The 16,761-nt window shown below is 72.1% G+C and carries 16 protein-coding genes; 5 read left to right on the top strand and 11 right to left on the bottom strand.

Going from position 1 to position 16,761, the window contains the following annotated elements:
• Positions 1-355: 355 nt before the first annotated feature.
• Complete coding sequence (locus ABH925_RS27090; RefSeq protein ID WP_370151751.1) at positions 356-583, top strand: hypothetical protein; 228 nt, start codon at positions 356-358, stop codon at positions 581-583.
• A 27-nt stretch (positions 584-610) separates the two neighbouring features.
• On the opposite strand, the gene ABH925_RS27085 is transcribed toward ABH925_RS27090, so the two are convergent.
• Positions 611-2,146 (bottom strand): hypothetical protein, encoded by a 1,536-nt coding sequence (locus tag ABH925_RS27085; protein ID WP_370151750.1) that lies wholly within the window; start codon positions 2,144-2,146, stop codon positions 611-613.
• A 341-nt stretch (positions 2,147-2,487) separates the two neighbouring features.
• Between ABH925_RS27085 and ABH925_RS27080 the strand changes: the two genes are divergently transcribed.
• Entirely contained in the window at positions 2,488-3,585 is a 1,098-nt protein-coding gene (locus tag ABH925_RS27080) for a sugar ABC transporter substrate-binding protein (RefSeq protein WP_370151748.1), read from the top strand.
• Positions 3,586-3,958: 373 nt separating this feature from the next.
• Here the strand turns inward: ABH925_RS27080 and ABH925_RS27075 are convergent, their stop codons facing one another.
• The 9 genes from ABH925_RS27075 to ABH925_RS27035 all read right to left on the bottom strand — a co-directional run bounded on the left by ABH925_RS27075 (position 3,959) and on the right by ABH925_RS27035 (position 13,214).
• A complete protein-coding gene (locus ABH925_RS27075) occupies positions 3,959-5,305 on the bottom strand; it encodes a cytochrome P450 (protein ID WP_370151745.1) in 1,347 nt (448 codons plus the stop codon).
• 58 nt (positions 5,306-5,363) lie between these two features.
• On the bottom strand, positions 5,364-6,446 hold the full coding sequence (locus tag ABH925_RS27070) for a selina-4(15),7(11)-diene synthase (protein ID WP_370151743.1): 1,083 nt from the start codon (positions 6,444-6,446) through the stop codon (positions 5,364-5,366).
• Positions 6,447-6,647: 201 nt separating this feature from the next.
• Entirely contained in the window at positions 6,648-8,123 is a 1,476-nt protein-coding gene (locus tag ABH925_RS27065) for a cytochrome P450 (RefSeq protein WP_370151741.1), read from the bottom strand.
• A complete protein-coding gene (locus ABH925_RS27060) occupies positions 8,120-8,788 on the bottom strand; it encodes an ATP/GTP-binding protein (RefSeq protein WP_370151739.1) in 669 nt (222 codons plus the stop codon). Before ABH925_RS27060 ends, ABH925_RS27065 begins: the two co-directional genes overlap by 4 nt.
• Entirely contained in the window at positions 8,769-9,170 is a 402-nt protein-coding gene (locus tag ABH925_RS27055) for a DUF742 domain-containing protein (RefSeq protein ID WP_370151737.1), read from the bottom strand. Before ABH925_RS27055 ends, ABH925_RS27060 begins: the two co-directional genes overlap by 20 nt.
• On the bottom strand, positions 9,167-9,553 hold the full coding sequence (locus ABH925_RS27050) for a roadblock/LC7 domain-containing protein (protein WP_370151753.1): 387 nt from the start codon (positions 9,551-9,553) through the stop codon (positions 9,167-9,169). Before ABH925_RS27050 ends, ABH925_RS27055 begins: the two co-directional genes overlap by 4 nt.
• Positions 9,554-9,570: 17 nt before the next feature.
• Positions 9,571-11,142 (bottom strand): sensor histidine kinase, encoded by a 1,572-nt coding sequence (locus ABH925_RS27045; RefSeq protein ID WP_370151735.1) that lies wholly within the window; start codon positions 11,140-11,142, stop codon positions 9,571-9,573.
• A 356-nt stretch (positions 11,143-11,498) separates the two neighbouring features.
• A complete protein-coding gene (locus ABH925_RS27040; protein ID WP_370151734.1) occupies positions 11,499-11,909 on the bottom strand; it encodes a nitroreductase family deazaflavin-dependent oxidoreductase in 411 nt (136 codons plus the stop codon).
• 81 nt (positions 11,910-11,990) lie between these two features.
• Complete coding sequence (locus tag ABH925_RS27035) at positions 11,991-13,214, bottom strand: FAD-dependent oxidoreductase (RefSeq protein WP_370151732.1); 1,224 nt, start codon at positions 13,212-13,214, stop codon at positions 11,991-11,993.
• Between the two features lie 776 nt (positions 13,215-13,990).
• On the opposite strand from ABH925_RS27035, the gene ABH925_RS27030 reads away from it, so the two are divergent.
• Entirely contained in the window at positions 13,991-14,218 is a 228-nt protein-coding gene (locus tag ABH925_RS27030; protein ID WP_370151730.1) for a hypothetical protein, read from the top strand.
• 54 nt (positions 14,219-14,272) lie between these two features.
• Positions 14,273-14,824: a GNAT family N-acetyltransferase gene (locus ABH925_RS27025; RefSeq protein WP_370151728.1), complete on the top strand. Its 552-nt coding sequence runs from the start codon at positions 14,273-14,275 to the stop codon at positions 14,822-14,824.
• Positions 14,825-14,849: 25 nt separating this feature from the next.
• On the opposite strand, the gene ABH925_RS27020 is transcribed toward ABH925_RS27025, so the two are convergent.
• Positions 14,850-15,629, bottom strand: a complete 780-nt coding sequence (locus ABH925_RS27020; RefSeq protein ID WP_370151726.1) for an SDR family NAD(P)-dependent oxidoreductase — start codon at positions 15,627-15,629, stop codon at positions 14,850-14,852.
• 70 nt (positions 15,630-15,699) lie between these two features.
• Between ABH925_RS27020 and ABH925_RS27015 the strand changes: the two genes are divergently transcribed.
• Complete coding sequence (locus ABH925_RS27015; RefSeq protein WP_370151724.1) at positions 15,700-16,608, top strand: arylamine N-acetyltransferase; 909 nt, start codon at positions 15,700-15,702, stop codon at positions 16,606-16,608.
• Positions 16,609-16,761: the final 153 nt, after the last annotated feature.

The raw sequence follows: 16,761 nt of genomic DNA, 5'->3' as shown, positions 1-16,761 counted from the left end.
CGCCCGCGGGCCCCCCGGTGGGGGGTCCCGCCGCGGCGGCCCGGGCGACGCCCGCCCCGCCCCGCGCCGGGCGGGGGGCCCCCCGCCCCCTCCCCCGGGGGCGGGGGCGGCCGCCCCCCCCCCCCCGCCACCGCCCTCATCACCCGGCGCCACTCACCCCCCGCCCCGGCCCGCGCCCGCGGGGCGCCCCGGCCCCCCCCCCCCCGGGGCGCCCGCCCCCCGGCGCCCCCGCCGCTGTGGTGACAGACCGGACGCTGCGGGGTCGGACGCGGGCCGAGCAGGAGCCGGTTCCGGGCTTGGTCCGAACGGGTCAGTCCGTGCTGCGCCGGGGCCCGGGGACCGCCAGCGTTGAGCCATGAGCCACCGCTACATCATGACCATCCACCCGCCGGAGCTCGACGAGCGCCCGCCCTGGCGCCGCGTCGAGGTCGAGGGCGTCTTCGTGGGCAAGGCCTACCGCCTCGACGACGTCGCCGAGTTCGCCCGGCTGGCCGGCCTGCACGGGATCGACCTGGCCAACGACCCCCGGATCCGCTGGGAGGGCGGCGGCCCCGGCTACTGGGGTGTCGACACCGGCGCGTAGACCCCCACCGGAACCGCGCGCGACCCGTCAGCCGAACTCGGTGAGCGGGAAGGCCCGGTGGCGTCGCGGCGGGATCAGGAAGTTCTGCCGGCGGGTGGCGGTGAGGAAGCGCTCCAGTCCGTTGTCCGAGGCCGGGACGGCGTTGGCGGCGGCGAGGTCCAGCGACGCCTGGCTGCGGCGCATGGTGGCGAAGAAGTCGGCGCTGGGGACGAAGGCGGTGAACTGGAGCTTGGGCTGGCGGCTCCCGTCGGGGACGTCCATGGCGTCGAAGCCGGGGCCGTCCATGCGCAGGTGCAGCGGCCGGCCGTCGGCGGTGCGGCTGGAGCGCTGCAGGGCGGCCAGGTGGCCGAGCCGGTGCTCTCCCCCCGGCGTGCCGTTGCCCTGCGCGCCCTGCAGGGCGTCCCCGGTGCCCTGGAAGGTGTTGTCCAGGAAGGCCGGGCCGCCGCCGTCGGTGATCTGGTCGGGATAGCCGGTGGACGGCGGGGGAGTGGAGCGGAACATGTACTGCACCCGCTCGGCGAATCCGGCGTCGTCGCCGGGGACGCCGTGGTCGTCGACGTCGTAGAACTGCTGCAGATCCATGATCACGTGGGAGAGGTGCTGGACCGCGCCGTTGTCGAAGTAGTCGCCCGGCTTCGCGGTGGTCAGATCCGTGCCCTGGAAGGTGATCTGGGCGGCCGGGCCGGCGCCGGTGATCTGCTGGTCGACGAAGCCCATCCACATGGACGAGCGCGGGTTGACCATGAAGGCGTAGATCAGCGCATTGGCGTCGGCGACCTTGCGGGGCAGGCCGACCTGGCCGAACATCGCCCGGCTGGAGGTGAACCGGAGCAGCCGGCTCAGGTGCGGTGACGGCAGCGGGCGTCCGGCCAGCCGGTTGCTGCCCGCCAGCCAGCGCAGCACGTCCTGGATGTTCGCGGCGTTGTCGCTGCGGAAGGTGAAGAGCAGGTCGTTGGACTCGATCGTGACCGGCACGTTGAACCGCAGCTTGCTGATCTGCGGATTGCCCGGGGAGACGTCGGTCGGGCCGGGGACGGCCTCCTCCAGGACCGCCCGGCCGGCGTCGGCCGCCAGGCGCGGCATGTACCGGCGCACCAGCGGTCCCTGCACGCCGCCGGGAAGCCGGGCGAAGTAGGGCAGGCCGTAGGAGACAAAGGTGAAGACCCCCGCCGGGGCGAACGGGTAGGAGGCCTCGATGGCCTGCAGCGCGTAGCGCAGCAGGTACTGGTCGCCCGGGGTGGGGGTGCGCAGCAGCGTGGCGGTGGCGAAGACGGTGTGCACCGGGCCGAACTGCACCTGGACCCCGTCGACGGTCTGCACCGGCGCGATGAACGGCGCGAGGTCGAACTGGACGTCGGGCAGGTGCTCGTCCCCCGGGGGCGTGCCGGGGGCGCCGGCGGTCGCGGCCGTGGGAGCCGTCCGGACCGGGACGGTGGCTGAGTGCTTGAGCAGCTCCAGGCCGGCCACGGCCGCCGCGAGCACCCCGCCGTGCAGGACGCCCCTGCGGGTCGGGGCCTGGTGGATCGGTTCGGCCTCGTCGGGTGCGGGCTGGGAGTCGTGCATGGGCCGTCCCTTTCCATGGCGGTGGAGCGAGCAGATGCCGTGCGGTGCCGGAACTGGCGCTGAACGCTGGAGGGTTGACTGCCACCCCGGATCGGGGTGGTGTCAGGGCGCTGGGGTGCACGGTAGTCCCGGCTTCTGTACACGACAAGGGTCGGCGCAGCGGGAGACGGCCGTCATCCAGATGAGGCCTCCCGGTTGTGGTGAGTTCACGAAGATAACGAAAAGGATCGGATTATGGGCAGGTACGATCTACAGGTTGACGGGAAACCACCCAGACCGGTTGACTCCCGGACACCTCGGTCGCAACGCGGCGGCCGCGTCTCGGAGGCACCGCACGCACTATGAACAGCACTCTGCGCCGTACGGCGATGGCCACGGCAGCGCTTTCCCTTGGCCTCGGCACGGCCGGCTGCGGCGCTTTCGGCAGCTCAGCCCCGATCTACTCGGGTACGTCGACCAGTTCCCTGGTGGTCGGTCTGCTGCTGCCGGACAAGAGCACGGCCCGCTACGAGCAGTTCGACAAGCCTCTGTTCGAGTCCATGGTCAAGGAGTTGGACACCAACGCGACCGTGCAGTACGCGAATGCGGGCGGCAGTGCGGAGACCCAGTCGCAACAGGTCGGCCAGATGGTCGACGCCGGCGTCAAGGTGCTGGTGATCGACGCTCAGGACCCGGCGGGGATCAAGCCCGCGATCCAGGCGGCCCACGCCAAGGGCGTCAAGATCATCGCCTACGACCGGCTGGCCCAGGGACCGGTGGACGCCTACGTCTCCTTCGACAACGAGAAGGTCGGCGAACTGCAGGGCCAGGGGCTGCTCGCGGCGCTGCACGGCAACGCCTCGTCCTCGTCGAAGATCGTCGAGATCGACGGCGCCGCCTCCGACCCCAACGCCGCCGACTTCAAGAAGGGCTTCCAGAGCGCCGTCCAGGGCCACCTGGACATCGCCTACGACGCGTCCGGGGACTGGAAGCCCGACGTCGCCGAGAGCAAGGCCACGGACGCCATCAACCAGATCGGCGCGAGCAACATCGCGGGCTTCTACTCGGCCAACGACGGCATGGCCGGCGGGATCATCACGGCCATGAAGCACGCCGGGATCGGCGACCGCCCGATCGGCGGCCAGGACGGCCAGCTCGACGCGGTCCAGCGGATCCTGGGGGGCACCCAGGCCTACAGCATCTACAAGGCCTACCAGCCCGAGGCCCAGGCCGCCGCGACCATCGCGGTGCACCTGATGGACGGCACCAGCATCTCCATGGTCGCCACCACGACCGTGACCAGCGGTTCCGGTGACAGCATGCCGGCGCAGCTGCTGTCCCCGGTGCTGCTGGTGAAGGCGAACATCGAGGACACCGTGGTGGCCGACGGCCTCTACACCGCCGCCCAGATCTGCACCCCCAACCTCACCTCGGCGTGCAGCGCCGCCGGTATCCACTGACGGGCACACGGCGGGGCAACAGGGCAGGGCACACGGCTCGGTGGCGGGAGGTCCCGCTCCCGGGCCGTGTGCGGTTGTGCCCCATTCGGTTGCGAGACGCTCGGCCCCAAAACCATCACCGGCTCCACCCACGACTTCTCGAACGGCTGGAACAGCGGCCCCGGCAGCGCCGACTTCCACTACTGAGCCTTCGCGTAGGCAAGCCTTCGCGTAGGCAATGCGAAGGCCCCGGCGCTCGTGACGGGCGCCCGGGCCTTCAGCATTGTTCGGGTCAGCCGCGGGTGACGCTGGCGGCCCCTTCAGTCCCTCCCTTGGCCAGCTCGCGGCAACCGTTCGAGTTGATCGCGCTGTAGTGGCTCATAGTCCGCCGGGCTCACCGCCCGCGCGGTGTCACCCGCATCGGCAGCCGGTCGGGGTGCGGCATGGCCGCGACGGCCTCGCGCGGGGTGTGACCGGGCTCGGGCACCAGCCGCCAGCGGGCCAGCACCGTCGCCAGTGCGATGGTCATCTCCGCCGACGCGTAGGCGTCGCCGATGCACTTCCGGGCGCCTGCGCCGAACGGCAGGTAGGACTCCCGGGACATTCGGGCTCGTCGTTCCGGCAGCCAGCGGTCCGGATCGAAGCGCCGGGACTCCGGGTCCAGCCGCCGGTTCAGCGCGTAGAGGCTGAACGCCACCTCGGTCCCCTCCGGCAGCAGGTGCCCGCCGAGCTCGACCGGCTCGGTGGTGCGGCGCATCAGCAGCGTTACGCTGTGCAGGCGCAGCGACTCCTCGACCACCCGGCCGGTGAGGTCGAGCTTAGGCAGGTCCTCGAAGCCGATGGGGCCCGGGCCGACTACGGAGTCGACCTCGTCGAACAGCCGCTGCTCGATCCGGGGGTTCCCGGCGATCTCGTGGAAGGCCCAGGCGAGGGTGCTGGCGGCGGTCTCGGTACCCGCGAACAGGATGGTCATCAGTTCGTCACGCACCTCCTCGTCGGTGAGCGCGTCGCCGGTGTCGGCGTCGCGGGCCGCGAGCAGCAGCGACAGCAGGTCGGGGCTGTTGGTGTCGCCGGAGTGCCGCGCGGCGGCGATCACTTGGTCGATGACCTGACGCAGCCGCGCCGCGGCCGCGTCGAACGCGCGGTTGGGGGTGATCGGCAGCCGGTCCAGGGCGGGCGGGAACATCGCGCGCAGCAGCATGTTCTTGAGGATCACCGGTACGTCCCGGCGCACCACCTCGACCGCCGACCGGCCTATGTCCGCCGAGAACATCGTCTCGGCCAGCGTCGCGATCGCGAAGCCGCTTGCCGCGTCGTCGACGTCCAGCAGTTGTCCGGGGTGCCAGGACTCGGCCATCTCGACGGCCCGACGGCCCATCACCTCGCCGTAGCCGGCGATCCGGGAGCGATGGAATGCGGGCTGCATCAGCCTGCGGTGCCTGCGATGCACCTCGGTGGCCGCGGTGGCCAGCCCATCGCCCACCAGCGGACGCATCCGGGTGAACAGCCTGCCCTTCTCGAAGCAGGCGGCCTTGCCGACCATCACCTCGTGGGCGAGCTCGGGCCGGGTGGCGAACAGGACCGGCAGGGTGCCGACGTCCACCCGCACCAGCGGGGCCACGTCCCCGAGGGACTCCAGGAAAGCCAGCAGGTGATGCCGGACCCGCCACAGTGCCCAGGTGTGCCCGAGCAGCGGGAGGCCACCGGGGGCAGGCGGGACAGTTCGCAGTGCGGCGGGCACGCGGTACTCCTTTCGGGCGGGCAGGCAGTGGGCACTCGGCAGGTGGTTGGGAGTGTGGCTACGCGGTGAGGCGGACCCGCGGGGGGGCGGCCAGTGCCGGGAGCAGGTCCCACCACCAGGCGATGGCGGGGATGTCCAGGGGGTCGGGGCTGTCATCGGTCGGCGTTTCGCGGAACGCGCCCGGGAGGTCGGCCGGGTCCTCGGGCCGGGTGTAGCGGATCGAGCTGATGCCCCAGTCCTGGGCGCCGCGGATGAAGCTGCCCAGACCGTCCAGGTACTGCCGCAGTTGCGGGCTTCCCTGTCTACGAAGGTCGGTGCAGAGGCGCAGGAACAGGCTCATCACCCGGTCGCGCTGCCCGATCGCGACGGTCATCGCCTTGTCGGGGGTGCAGCCGTGCTCCTGTTCCAGGACCCGGATCACATTGAGGTAGTAGTGACCGGTCCGGCTCTCCTTGTGGTAGGAGAACAGGTCGTTGTCCCAGGTGATGATGAAGAAGGCCATCTCCGCCGCGGCCCGGACCCGGACGTGGTCGCGCTCGTGCGGCTGGAGCTCGTAGCCGTGGCCCATCTCCAGGAGCGGGAGAACCACCGAGGTCGCGCCGTCGTACAGCCGCATCAGGGTGTAGTCGTTGAGGTCCGGTACGGTCCCGGCGCTGCGGTGCGACGCCTCCCACACCACGGTGAAGAAGTACTCGCGCAGGGCGTCGATCCAGCGCACCACCTGCCCCGGAGTCGCGTGGTCGGAGAGCCGGTGGCGCAGGTCGCGCAGGCCCATCGCCAGCGGATCGCCCAGCATCATGGGGACCTCGGGGTTCTGCGCGATCCGCAGCAGTCTGCCCAGGGTCGCCGTCAGCTGGCCGGGGAGGCGCCCCAGTTCGCCCTCCTCGCAGTGGCCGTCGTCGACGCCGAAGAGCCACAGAACGAAGTCGGCGAGTATCCCGATGACCTCCTCGCGGCCCTCGGGCAGGATGCGGGCGGCAAAGGCGCCGATGCCGTGTGCCACCAACTGGCCGCGCAGTTCCTCCGATCCGATACCGAAGCGGTGCGCCCACTCGGCGGTCCGCCGGTCGATGGCAGCATGCCGGGGATGGATGGCGGGAGGTATGGGGGAGTAGATCGGGGGCACCGTCAGGGCGCGCATAGGTCCTCATCTCGGTCATCCGGCATCGGCCTGCCACTGTCCGTCCGGTTCGCCGAGCAAGCTCGCGGCACCGGCCGAAGTGGATCACACGAGAGGCAAATACACCGGAAACGGAGGCGAACCGTCAAGGTATGACAATGCGCCACTGGCGCATTGTCATACCCGGACACATTCAGTCGCTCAGGGCGCGGACTCCGCCGCTCAGCGTCCCAGCAGTCGGCGCCACCACGAACGGCGTGCCACCGGCGCCGGCAGTTCCGTCTGCCCGGACGGTGCAGGGCCCACGGTGGCGGTTGCAGTGTCGGGCGCGGCCGTGGCGGCTGGCTGCGGCGTGGGGGCCGGGATCTCACCGGTCCGCTCCCTGGGCGCCTGCGTCCGGGGCCTGAACTCCACCGGAAGCTCGGCCAGATGGCGTGAGAGCCACGCCGAGGTCCAGCTCAGCCCGCTTTCGTCGACCGCCAGGTGCACGTCGGCGAGCCGGGTCAGCAGCACGTCGATGCCGGTGTCAGCGATGGCCCGGCCCAGGTCCTGGCCCGGGCACTCGTGCGGGCCGCTGCTGAAAGAGAGGTGCGAGCGGTTGCCGTGCACCGGCGTGGTGAGGTCGGGGCGGACCTGCGGGTCGACGTTGCCGGCCGCCAGGGCGAGCAGCAGCATGTCGCCCTCCTTGATCTGCTGGCCGGCCAGCTCGGTGTCGCCGGTGGCCCAGCGTCCGGGCACCACGGCCAGCGGCGGCTCGTCCCACAGCACCTGCTCCAGGGCGTCGGGCAGGGTCATGTGCCCGCCGGACAGATTGGCCCGGAACCGGTCGTCGGTGAGTACCATCCGCAGGGTGTTGGCGATCAGGTTGACCGTGGTCTCGTTGGCGGCGACCAGGATCAGCCGCAGGTGCTCCAGGACCTCGTCCTGGCTGAGCTCCGCGTCGTGCGACATCAGCCAGGACGTGAGGTCCTGGGACGGCTCGGCGGCCTTGCGCATCAGCAGCTGACGCAGCGTCTCCACCACAAAGTCATTGCTGGCCAGGGCGGTTTCGGTGCCCTTCATCAGATCGCGGGCCGCGGCGACCAGACGCGGTCCGTACTCCTCGGGCATGCCGAGCAACTGCGTCATCACCAACATCGGCAGCTGTTCCGCGAACTGGCTGACCAGGTCGGCCCGGCCATCCGCGGCGAAGGCGTCGATCAGCTGGTCCGCGAAGCGGGTGACATGGCGGCGGACGCCGCGGCGGTCGAAGCGGCCGAGGCTGTCGGTGACCGCGCCGCGCAGCCGCTTGTGCTCCTCGCCGTCGGCGAACACGCACAGCGGCTGCCAGCCGACCATCGGCAGCAGCGGCGAGTCCGCGGCGATCCTGCCGTCCTGCAGCGCCTTCCACCGCCGGGAGTCCCGGGAGAAGGTGGACGAGGTGCGCATCACGGTCAGGTTCTCCCGGTGGCCCAGCACGAGCCAGGCCGGGAGGTCGCCGTGCAGCAGCACCGGCGCGACCGCGCCGTGCTCGGCACGCAGCTTCTCGTACAGGCCAGTGGGGTCGGCCTCGGCCTCCTCGCCGTAGAGCCGGCGGATTCCGTCCGTCCCGAGGCCGTGGGCCGGGCAGCCCGGCGGCGGGACGGCGGCGGGGTCCAGGGTGCCCGGACCGGCGGGAGAGGTCTCACTGCGGTTGTGGTCGGTGTGGGGGGTGGTCACGGTTGCTCCGGGGACACGGTGAGGGAGTAGAGGTAACGCATCAGGGACATCAGTACGTCCCGGCTGGACTCGCGCAGGCGGGCGTCGCAGTCCACGATCGGTACGTCGTCGGGCAGGTCCAGCGCGGCGCGCAGTTCCTCGACGGGGTGGGACGGGGCGCCGGGGAAGGTGTTGAGGGCGACGACGAACGGCACGCCGCGTTCCTCCAGCCGTCCGATCACGTCGAAGCTGACCTCCAGACGGCGGGTGTCGACCAGCACCACCGCGCCCAGCGCGCCCTCGAACAGCCCGTTCCAGAGGAACCAGAAGCGCTGCTGACCCGGGGTGCCGAAGAGGTAGAGCACCAGTTCGTCGTTGATGCTGATCCGGCCGAAGTCCATCGCCACCGTGGTCGCGGCCTTGCGCTCCACCCCGACGGTGTCATCGACGCCGACGCCGGCCTGCGTCATCGTCTCCTCGGTCGTCAGTGGTCGGATCTCGCTCACCGAGCCGACCATGGTGGTCTTGCCGACGCCGAAACCACCCACGATCACGATCTTGACGGCGGCCGTCGCCGACGCCGGCAGCGCGTCGTCGCTGCTCGGGCCGACCAGGGTGTCCGAACCGCCGTGGGTGTCGGAGCCGTTGACGTCGGCGCTCCTGATGTCAGAGCCGTTGAAGTCCATGCATCACCGCCTCGATCAGGGCAGGGTCGGGAAGGAGGGCCTTGGGGATGGGAGCGCGGGCCTTGACCCGGCCGTCCGCTAACAGGTCGGCGAGCAGCACCGTCACCAGGCTCACCGGCAGCCGCAGGTAGGCGGAGAGCTCGGCAACGGACAACGGGGAGCGACAGAGCCGCAGGATGGAAGCCTGCTCCGGCGGCATGACCGGATCGGGCTCGGCACTCGACACGATCAGGGTGACCAGATCGAGCGCGGCCCGCTGCCGCACTCCACCGCGCCCCCGCGTGATCACGTACAGCCGCTCCGGCTCGTCGTCGTCCCACTGCCGACCGCGGTCGCGACCGCGGTCCCGGCCCTGGCCGCGGCTCCGGTCCGGACCACTCATTCGGCCTGCTCGTCGTTGCGCGGCGGGGTACTGAGGTGCTCGCCGATCCGGGCCACCAGGTCCCGCATCCGCTGGCCCATCAGCCCGGCGTCCACGCCCTCGTCGGCGAGTACCGCGAGGTACGCCCGGGCGCCGGCCGCCATCAGGTAGAAGAACCCGCCGGACATCTCGATCACGACCAGCCGCATCCGCCCGTCGGCGTGCGGGAACTCCAGGGCGACGGCGGCCGCCAGGCTCTGAAGTCCGGCGCAGGCCGCGGCCAGGCGGTCGGCGGTGTCGGTGTCGGTCCCGTACTGGGCCATGCGCAGCCCGTCGGAGGACAGCACCACCACGTGGCGCGTCTGCGGGACGCCGTCCGCTAGATCCTTGAGCATCCAGTCCATGTTGGCCCGTTGCTGAATCACGGCTGCTGCTCCCTCATGCCTGACGTGTCGTCACTGTTGCTGTGGCCGGCCGGCGCTGACGGGCGCGACTCACGCGAGTCGCCACTCACCGCGCTCTGGAAGGCGGCCAGCCACAGGCCGGGTTGCACGGCTTCCGAGGTTCCGTGTCCGCTCGCGTCGCGGTGGTCGTTCGCCGGTCCGGAGTCGTGCTCGGCCCGGAGCGCCGCGGTGGCGGTGGCCGCCGCCGGGGCCGGGCTGCGGCGGCGCCGCTGCGGCAGCCCGATCGGGGTCCGCTCGGTCACCACCGGGGCCTCGTCCTCCCCCGCAGCGATCGGCTGCGGTCCGTTCACCGGCCGACGGGCGGCCGGGGTGGTGCCGGTGGTGTCCGCCGGGGCGGTCGGACGCGGGCCGGAGGAGGCGCCGATTCCGTGCGCCTTTCCGGTCGCCGGGGCCGTGGTGATCAGCTCCTGCGGCACGATCAGCACCGCGCGGACCCCGCCATAGGCGGACGGCCGCAGCGACACCTGGAACCCGTAGGCCTGCGCGAGCCGGCCGACCACGGCCAGACCGAGCCGGGGAGTCTCGCCGAGGTCGTTGAGGTCGATCCCGGCCTGGGCCTCCTTGAGCATCCGCTCGGCCCGGGCCCGGCCCTCCTCGCTCAGGCTCAGCCCGCCGTCCTCGATCTCGATGGCGATGCCGGTCTGCACCTCGACCGCGGTCAGGTGCACCCGGGTCTGCGGCGGCGAGTAGCGGGTGGCGTTGTCCAGCAGCTCGGCCAGCGCGTGGATCAGCGGCTCGACGGCCAGGCCGACCACGGCGACCTCGGACACCGGGTGCAGTTCCACCCGCTGGTAGTCCAGGATCCGCGACATGGAGCCGCGCAGCACGCTGTAGAGCGGGACCGGGTTGCTCCACTGGCGTCCCGGCCGGGCGCCGCCGAGCACCGCGATGCTGTCCGCGAGCCGTCCGACCAGCGCGTTCCCGTGGTCCACACGCAGCAGGTCGTCGAAGACGGCGGGGTCGTGGCCGTGCCAGTCCTCCATCTCCCGCAGCTCCTGGGCCTGGCGGTGCACGATGGCCTGCACCCGGCGGGCGATGTTCACGAAGGCGCGCTGCGCGGACTCGCGCAGACCCTCCTCCGCCTCGACCGCCTGCAGCACCCAGCGCAGCACCGACAGCCGCGCGGCGTGGAACTCGGGGGTGACCGCGCCGGTGTCGGCGGCGGCGTCCCTGAGCACGTCCTCGACGAAGTCGCCCTGCTGCAGTCGTGCCACCGCCTGCGGGAGCAGTACCTCGGCGAGCCGGACGGTCTGCGCCTCCTGCTCGGCGAGCCGGTGCCGCAGCTCCGCCTCGGCCTGCGCGTGGCGTTCCCGCAGCGTGCTGAGGGCACGCCCGCGACGGGCCGCCTCGACGGCCACGGCGGCCACCATCACCGTCGCGGCGACGCCGCACCAGATGACCTCGGCGCGCGCGGCCGCCGCGGCGAACGACGCGGCGGCGACCGCCGCACCCGCCGTCACGACCGTGGGCAGGAGCCACGCGAGAACCGGAGCCGGTCGGCGTTCGGGTGGGGATCCAGCACGAACCATCAGCGTCCTCAAGCGATCGGAAGGTCGGGGGAACGACGAGCGGAAGGGGTCGGCGCGGAGTGGCCGGGCAGGGGTGAACCCACCGCCCGAAGCGTCAGGCAAGCCGGGGCTATTCTGTCATGGACGCAACATATGGCCGAACCCGTCCGTAGCTTAGCCGGTTTGGATCATTGTGATGCAACATCAACCGCCTTACACGGCGCCACCTTTGATGTATCCCTAGCGCTCGGCGAAGGCCCTGCGCGGGATTCGGCGCTGCTGCTACGGCGCGCGCAGCCCGGCCGGCGCGTGCCGGATCTACGGTAATCCCCCACAGCGGCACGGGAGTTCACCGGCCAGGCGGTGCGGACCACGGGTCAGCCGGCGCGGCGCTCCAGCGCCACCACCGGGATGACCCGGGTGGTCTTCTCCTGGTACTCGCCGAAACCGGGGTAGAGCCGGGCCTGTTCCGCGTAGATCCGGTCGCGTTCGGCGCCCTCGGTGACGGTGGCGGTCACCTCGACCGTCTCCGAGCCGACCTCGATCACGGCATCCGGGTTGGCGCGCAGATTGTGGTACCAGGCGGGGTTGGTGGGGGCGCCCGCGTTGGACGCGAACACCAGCCAGCGGTCGCCCTCGGCCAGGTACATCATCGGCGAGGTGGACGGTCGGCCGGACTTCGCGCCGCTGCTGGTCAGCAGGAGCAGTGGCGCGCCGGCGAAGTTGCCGCCCACCCGGCCCTCGTTGGCCCGGAACTCGGCGATGATCGCGGCATTGTAGGAACTCACAGAAGTCCTCCGTCGCACGGGTGGCACTCGGTCGTCTCTCCGGTCCCAGCCTAGGTGCCGGGTCGGCTCGATGGCTGTCCGTCAGCGATTTCGCAGCCGGGTGGCCAGCGAGGCCAGGGCGCCGGCCACGCCGCCGCTCCGGCGGGCGAGGGCCAGCGAGTCGCTGACGGCGGTGAAGCCGTAGTCCACCATCTCCGCCTCGTAGCCGGCGACCGCGTCCGCCGGCGGGTGCCCGCCCCGGGCGGCGGCGGTCAGCTCCGTGCACAGCAGCGCGGCGTCCTTCAGCGCGATGTTCGCCCCCGAGCCGCGGCTCGGCGACATCGCGTGGATCGCGTCGCCGAGCAGCGTCACCGCCGTCGCCGGCCACGGGTCGATCCGCTCCGAGGTGCGGACGGCGAGGTAGAACGTCCCGGCGACGTCGGCGTGGCGCACCAGTGCCCGGAGGTCGGGGTGCCAGCGGCGGACCAGGGACGTGGCCACCGCGTGCAGTCCGGCGCTGTCGAGCGCCCGCATCCGGGCGTCGCCGGGGAACGCCCGGGCCTCGCCGGACAGCGCCCACATCGCGTAGGGGGCGCAGTCCCGGACGGCCGCACCGGGCCGCAGCCGCGCCGCCGCCTCGGCGGGCGGCTCCCGGAAGTCGACCAGCCCGAGGGCCATGCCCAGCGAGCGGGAGCCGACCACGGCGGTGAAGCCCTCCCACATCGTCGGCGGCAGCTGCGCCCGCACCTCGTCCGTCAGCGGAGTCCTGCCGTACAGGGTCCGGCCGCCGGTGTCGCGCACGACCGCGTGCGGCAGGTACTGGCCGCGGATCCGCGAGCCGACCCCGTCCGCGGCCACCAGCAGGTCGCCGTGGTCCCGGCCGCCGTCGGCGAAGTGCGCCGTCACCGACCCGTCCGGGCCGGTCTCATACCGTTCGAACTCCTTGCCGAAGCGGACCACGTCCTGCAGTCCGCAGAGCATGACCGAGCGGAGCACGGCGCGGTCCACGCCGGCGCTCACCGTCGCGGGGCTGGACAGGTCCGGATCGGAGCCCCGGACCGTGTGCAGGGTGCGCAACTGCCGGCTGACGACGGTCGTCTGCCGGCTCGGCCGGCTCATGGTGGCGAGGAAGAGCTCGTACAGCTCCGGGGGCAGGCAGGCGTGCAGGGCGAGCGCGCCGCGCCCGTCCAGATGGATCCGGTACCCCTGCCGCCGGCTGTCCACGCCGGGGTCGCGCTCGTACACGACGGTCTCGATGCCCGCCCGCACCAGCCCCTGCGCCAGGCACAGCCCGCCGATCCCGGCTCCGATGATCACGACGCGCATCAAGCAGCCCCCCGCCGCCCCGCAGCAAGCGCCGGCCGCGCGCAGCGGCCGGCAGCCCCACCATGTTACCTCCGGGCTGGCCTCGGGCAGTGCCCGCCTTGGGATGGCGTTGTGACGTTCGCTCAGCTTCCGGTCCGGTCCGGGGCCTACAGTGGCCGGATGGCCAGGGAGGAGCTGACTCACAACCGGCAGAACGCGGTGACCGGCGGCATCCGGCGTGAGGGCGGGGTGGTCCACAAGGTGCTCTCCCGTGGACGTGAAGGGCAGGCACTCGGGTCAGCTGTCCGTCGAGGACATCGCCGAGACCGCCCGGGCCCTGGGCCATAGCCAGGGCCGGCGTGAGCTTCCCGACCACCCGCGGCTCAGCCGCGGGTTCTTGACGGACTACAGCACCTCGCGGCCCGCGGACTGGAGCCTGCTCGACGACGACCGGGCCTGGTCCCAGCCGCTCGTTCGGGACCACTTTCCCCCGGATCTCCGACACGCGCTCCGGCGGCTGCACGATGACCGCGAGCGCCTGCTGTCGGTCGCGCGGAGGCTGCCCCGTACGGTCTGCCACCTCGATGTCTGGCCCAGCAACGTCATCCGCCGCCCCGACGGCGAGGTGGTGCTACTCGATTGGTCCTTCGTGGGCGACGGCGCGCTGGGGGAGGACGTGGGCAACCTCGTCCCGGACTCGGTCTTCGACCTGCTGCTGCCCCACACGCTGCTCGACGAGATCGATTCCCGGGCCACCCGGGCCTACCTCGCCGGCCTCGCCGAGGCAGGCTGGTCCGGTGACGAGCGCCTGGTCCCGGCTCGGCATCTGTGCCTCCGGGGTGAAGCACGACTGGCTGACCGTCAGAAGCCTTGCCCTCGCCTCCGCCGGTCAGCAGCGCGACTACGGCGGCGAGGCCGCCGTCGACGGGGGCGCCCGCTACGCTGCGCGAGCCGCCAGCCTGGCGCTCTGCGCCCGCTGGGCCCGCGAGGCCGAACACCTCGCCCGCACCCTCGGCCTCTGGTGACCCCCGTCATTCATTTGGGTCTGATCGACGGGACACGGGTGGGATGATCGTCTGATGCTTCTTGAGACTCCTCGACTCCAGGTACGCCGCTTCCGGCCGGAGGACGCGCCCGCGCTCGCCGCGTACCGCTCGGACCCGGCCGTGGCCTTCTATCAGGGCTGGACCGCGCCGGTGTCGGCCGAGGCCGCGGCCGCTCTGGTGCGGGAGTTCGCCGCAGCGGACCCCGGACGGCCCGGGTGGTTCCAGTACGCGATCGAACTCCGGGCCGAGGGTTGCCTGGTGGGCGATGTGGGGGTGAAGCTGCACGAGAACCTGATGCAGGCCGAGGTGGGGTTCACCCTCGCCAGGGAGCGGCAGGGACAGGGGTACGCCACCGAGGCGGTGCGCGCGGTGCTGCGGGACCTGTTCGAGCGGCGTGGTCTGCACCGCGTGTCCGCGGAGTGCGACGCCCGCAACCTGGACTCCGCGCGGCTGCTGGAGCGGCTGGGCTTCCAGGAGGAGGGGCGGCGCCCCGCCAACACCTGGATGAAGGGGGAGTGGACCGACGACGTGCTCTTCGGCCTGCTGGCCGACCGCTGGACCCGGCTGGCCGCCTCGACGGGGTGAGCCCGGCGGGGCTGGTGCACCGCGGTCAGTGGACCGAGAGGCCGCCGTCGACGAAGAGCGACTGGCCGGTGACGTAGGCGGCGGCGGGGCTCGCCAGGAACAGCGCGGGCGCGGCGAAGTCCTCGGCCAGGCCGTTGCGTCCGACCAGGGTGCGCGCGGCCAGCGCCGCGACCCGCTCCGGGTCGGAGGACAGCCGTGCGTTGAGCGGGGTCATCACGAAGCCCGGCACCAGCGTGTTGGCGGTGACCCCGTGCGGCGACCAGGCCTCGGCCTGCGAGCGGGCCAGTGACTCCAGCGCGCCCTTGGAGACCCCGTAGGCGCCGCTCTGCACGAACGCCCGGTGCGCCTGCTGCGAGCTGATGTGGATGATCCGGCCGAAGCCCCGCTCGGCCATCCCCGGGCCGAACCGCTGGCCCAGCAGGAAGGGCGCCTCCAGGTTCACCGCCATGGTGGTGTCCCAGACGTCCTCGCCGAGCTCGCCCAGCGGCGGCCGCAGGTTGACGCCGGCGCTGTTGACCAGGATGTCGGGCTCCCCGAACACGGCCGCGGCCTGCTCGGCCGCCGCCCGCACGCCCGCGCGGCTGCCCAGGTCGCCGCTCACCCAGGCGGCCTCGCAGCCGTCCGCCGTCAGCTCGGCGACGGTGGCCGCCAGTTCCTCCTCGCGGCGCGCCACGACCACGACACGCGCCCCGGCCCGCGCGAGCGCCCCGGCGATGGCCCGGCCGATGCCCGAACTTCCGCCGGTCACCGCGGCGACGCGGCCGTCGAGCGAGAACAGGCCGGAGAGGTACGTCTGCGCAGTCATGGCCGCACCCTAGTGCAGCGGCGCGTTAATCCCTGAGCGGATTCGCGGCGCTGCACTAGGGTGCGGAGCCATGACCTCGAAGACGAACGATCATCCCGCCTGGACCGCGCCCTACCTGGCCAGGCTCGGCGTCGACGACCCGCAGTCCCTCGGCGCCCCGTCGGTCGACACCCTGCGCAGACTGCACCGCGCACACGTCGAGCTCATCGCCTTCGAGAACTTCGACATCCAGCTCGGACGCCCGCAGGGCATCGACCCGGCCGAGTCCATAGCCCGCATCCTGGCCGGCCGGGGCGGCTACTGCTTCAACCTGAACAACGCCTTCTGCGAGCTGCTGACCGTCCTCGGGTACGACGTCACCGTGCACCGCGGCCAGATAAACGGCTCCGCCGCGACCGCCAAGGCGACCGCCGACGAATACGACACGCACATGGCCCTCACCGTCGTGATCGACGGCGAACGCTGGTCGGTCGACGTCGGCCTGGCCAACTCGCACCACGAGCCCATCCCGCTTCGGGAGGGCGTCCACGTCCAGGGTCCCTTCCGCTTCGAGCTGCGGCCGCTGCCGGAGATCGGCCCGGACGCCTGGCGGTTCTTCACCGATCCGGCGCAGACGACCTTCCACAGCATGGACTTCACGCTGGCGCCGGCCACGTGGGAGGACTTCAGGAGCTGCCACACCGAGTTGTCGACGTCGCCGCAGTCTCCCTACGTCAGGTGGTTCGAGCTCTTCCGCCGCGACGCGGGCTGCGCCGAGTTCGTGCTGGATGACGAGTTCACGCGCGATGAGGGGGCCGGACGGCGCACGACACGCACCCTCGAGTCCGCTGAGGAGCTGTTCAAGATCGCAACGGACGTGTTCCATCTGGACCTGTCGGCCATCGACGACGCCGACCGCGCTGCTCTGTGGGACCGCATCCAGCGCGCGGGGGCCGAGTGGCGGGCGAAGCAGCAGTCGGCCGAGAACCAGACCATGTGACATGAGTGTTCATGAAACGCCGGAAGCCCTGAAGAAGCCCTCGACTGCGCCTGCGGCGGGCTCCACCTCGGCGACCCAACAGTCTGGCGACAAGCCCTCAAGGATTAACGCGGCGCCGCACGGGTACGCCGCCGCCTGTCACCCGTACGGGTG

Origin of the sequence: Streptacidiphilus sp. EB129, assembly GCF_041262645.1 — a bacterium.
GTDB lineage: Bacteria > Actinomycetota > Actinomycetes > Streptomycetales > Streptomycetaceae > Streptacidiphilus.
The sequence above is the reverse complement of the archived record's forward strand: the minus strand, read 5'-3'. Positions and strand labels throughout refer to the sequence as shown.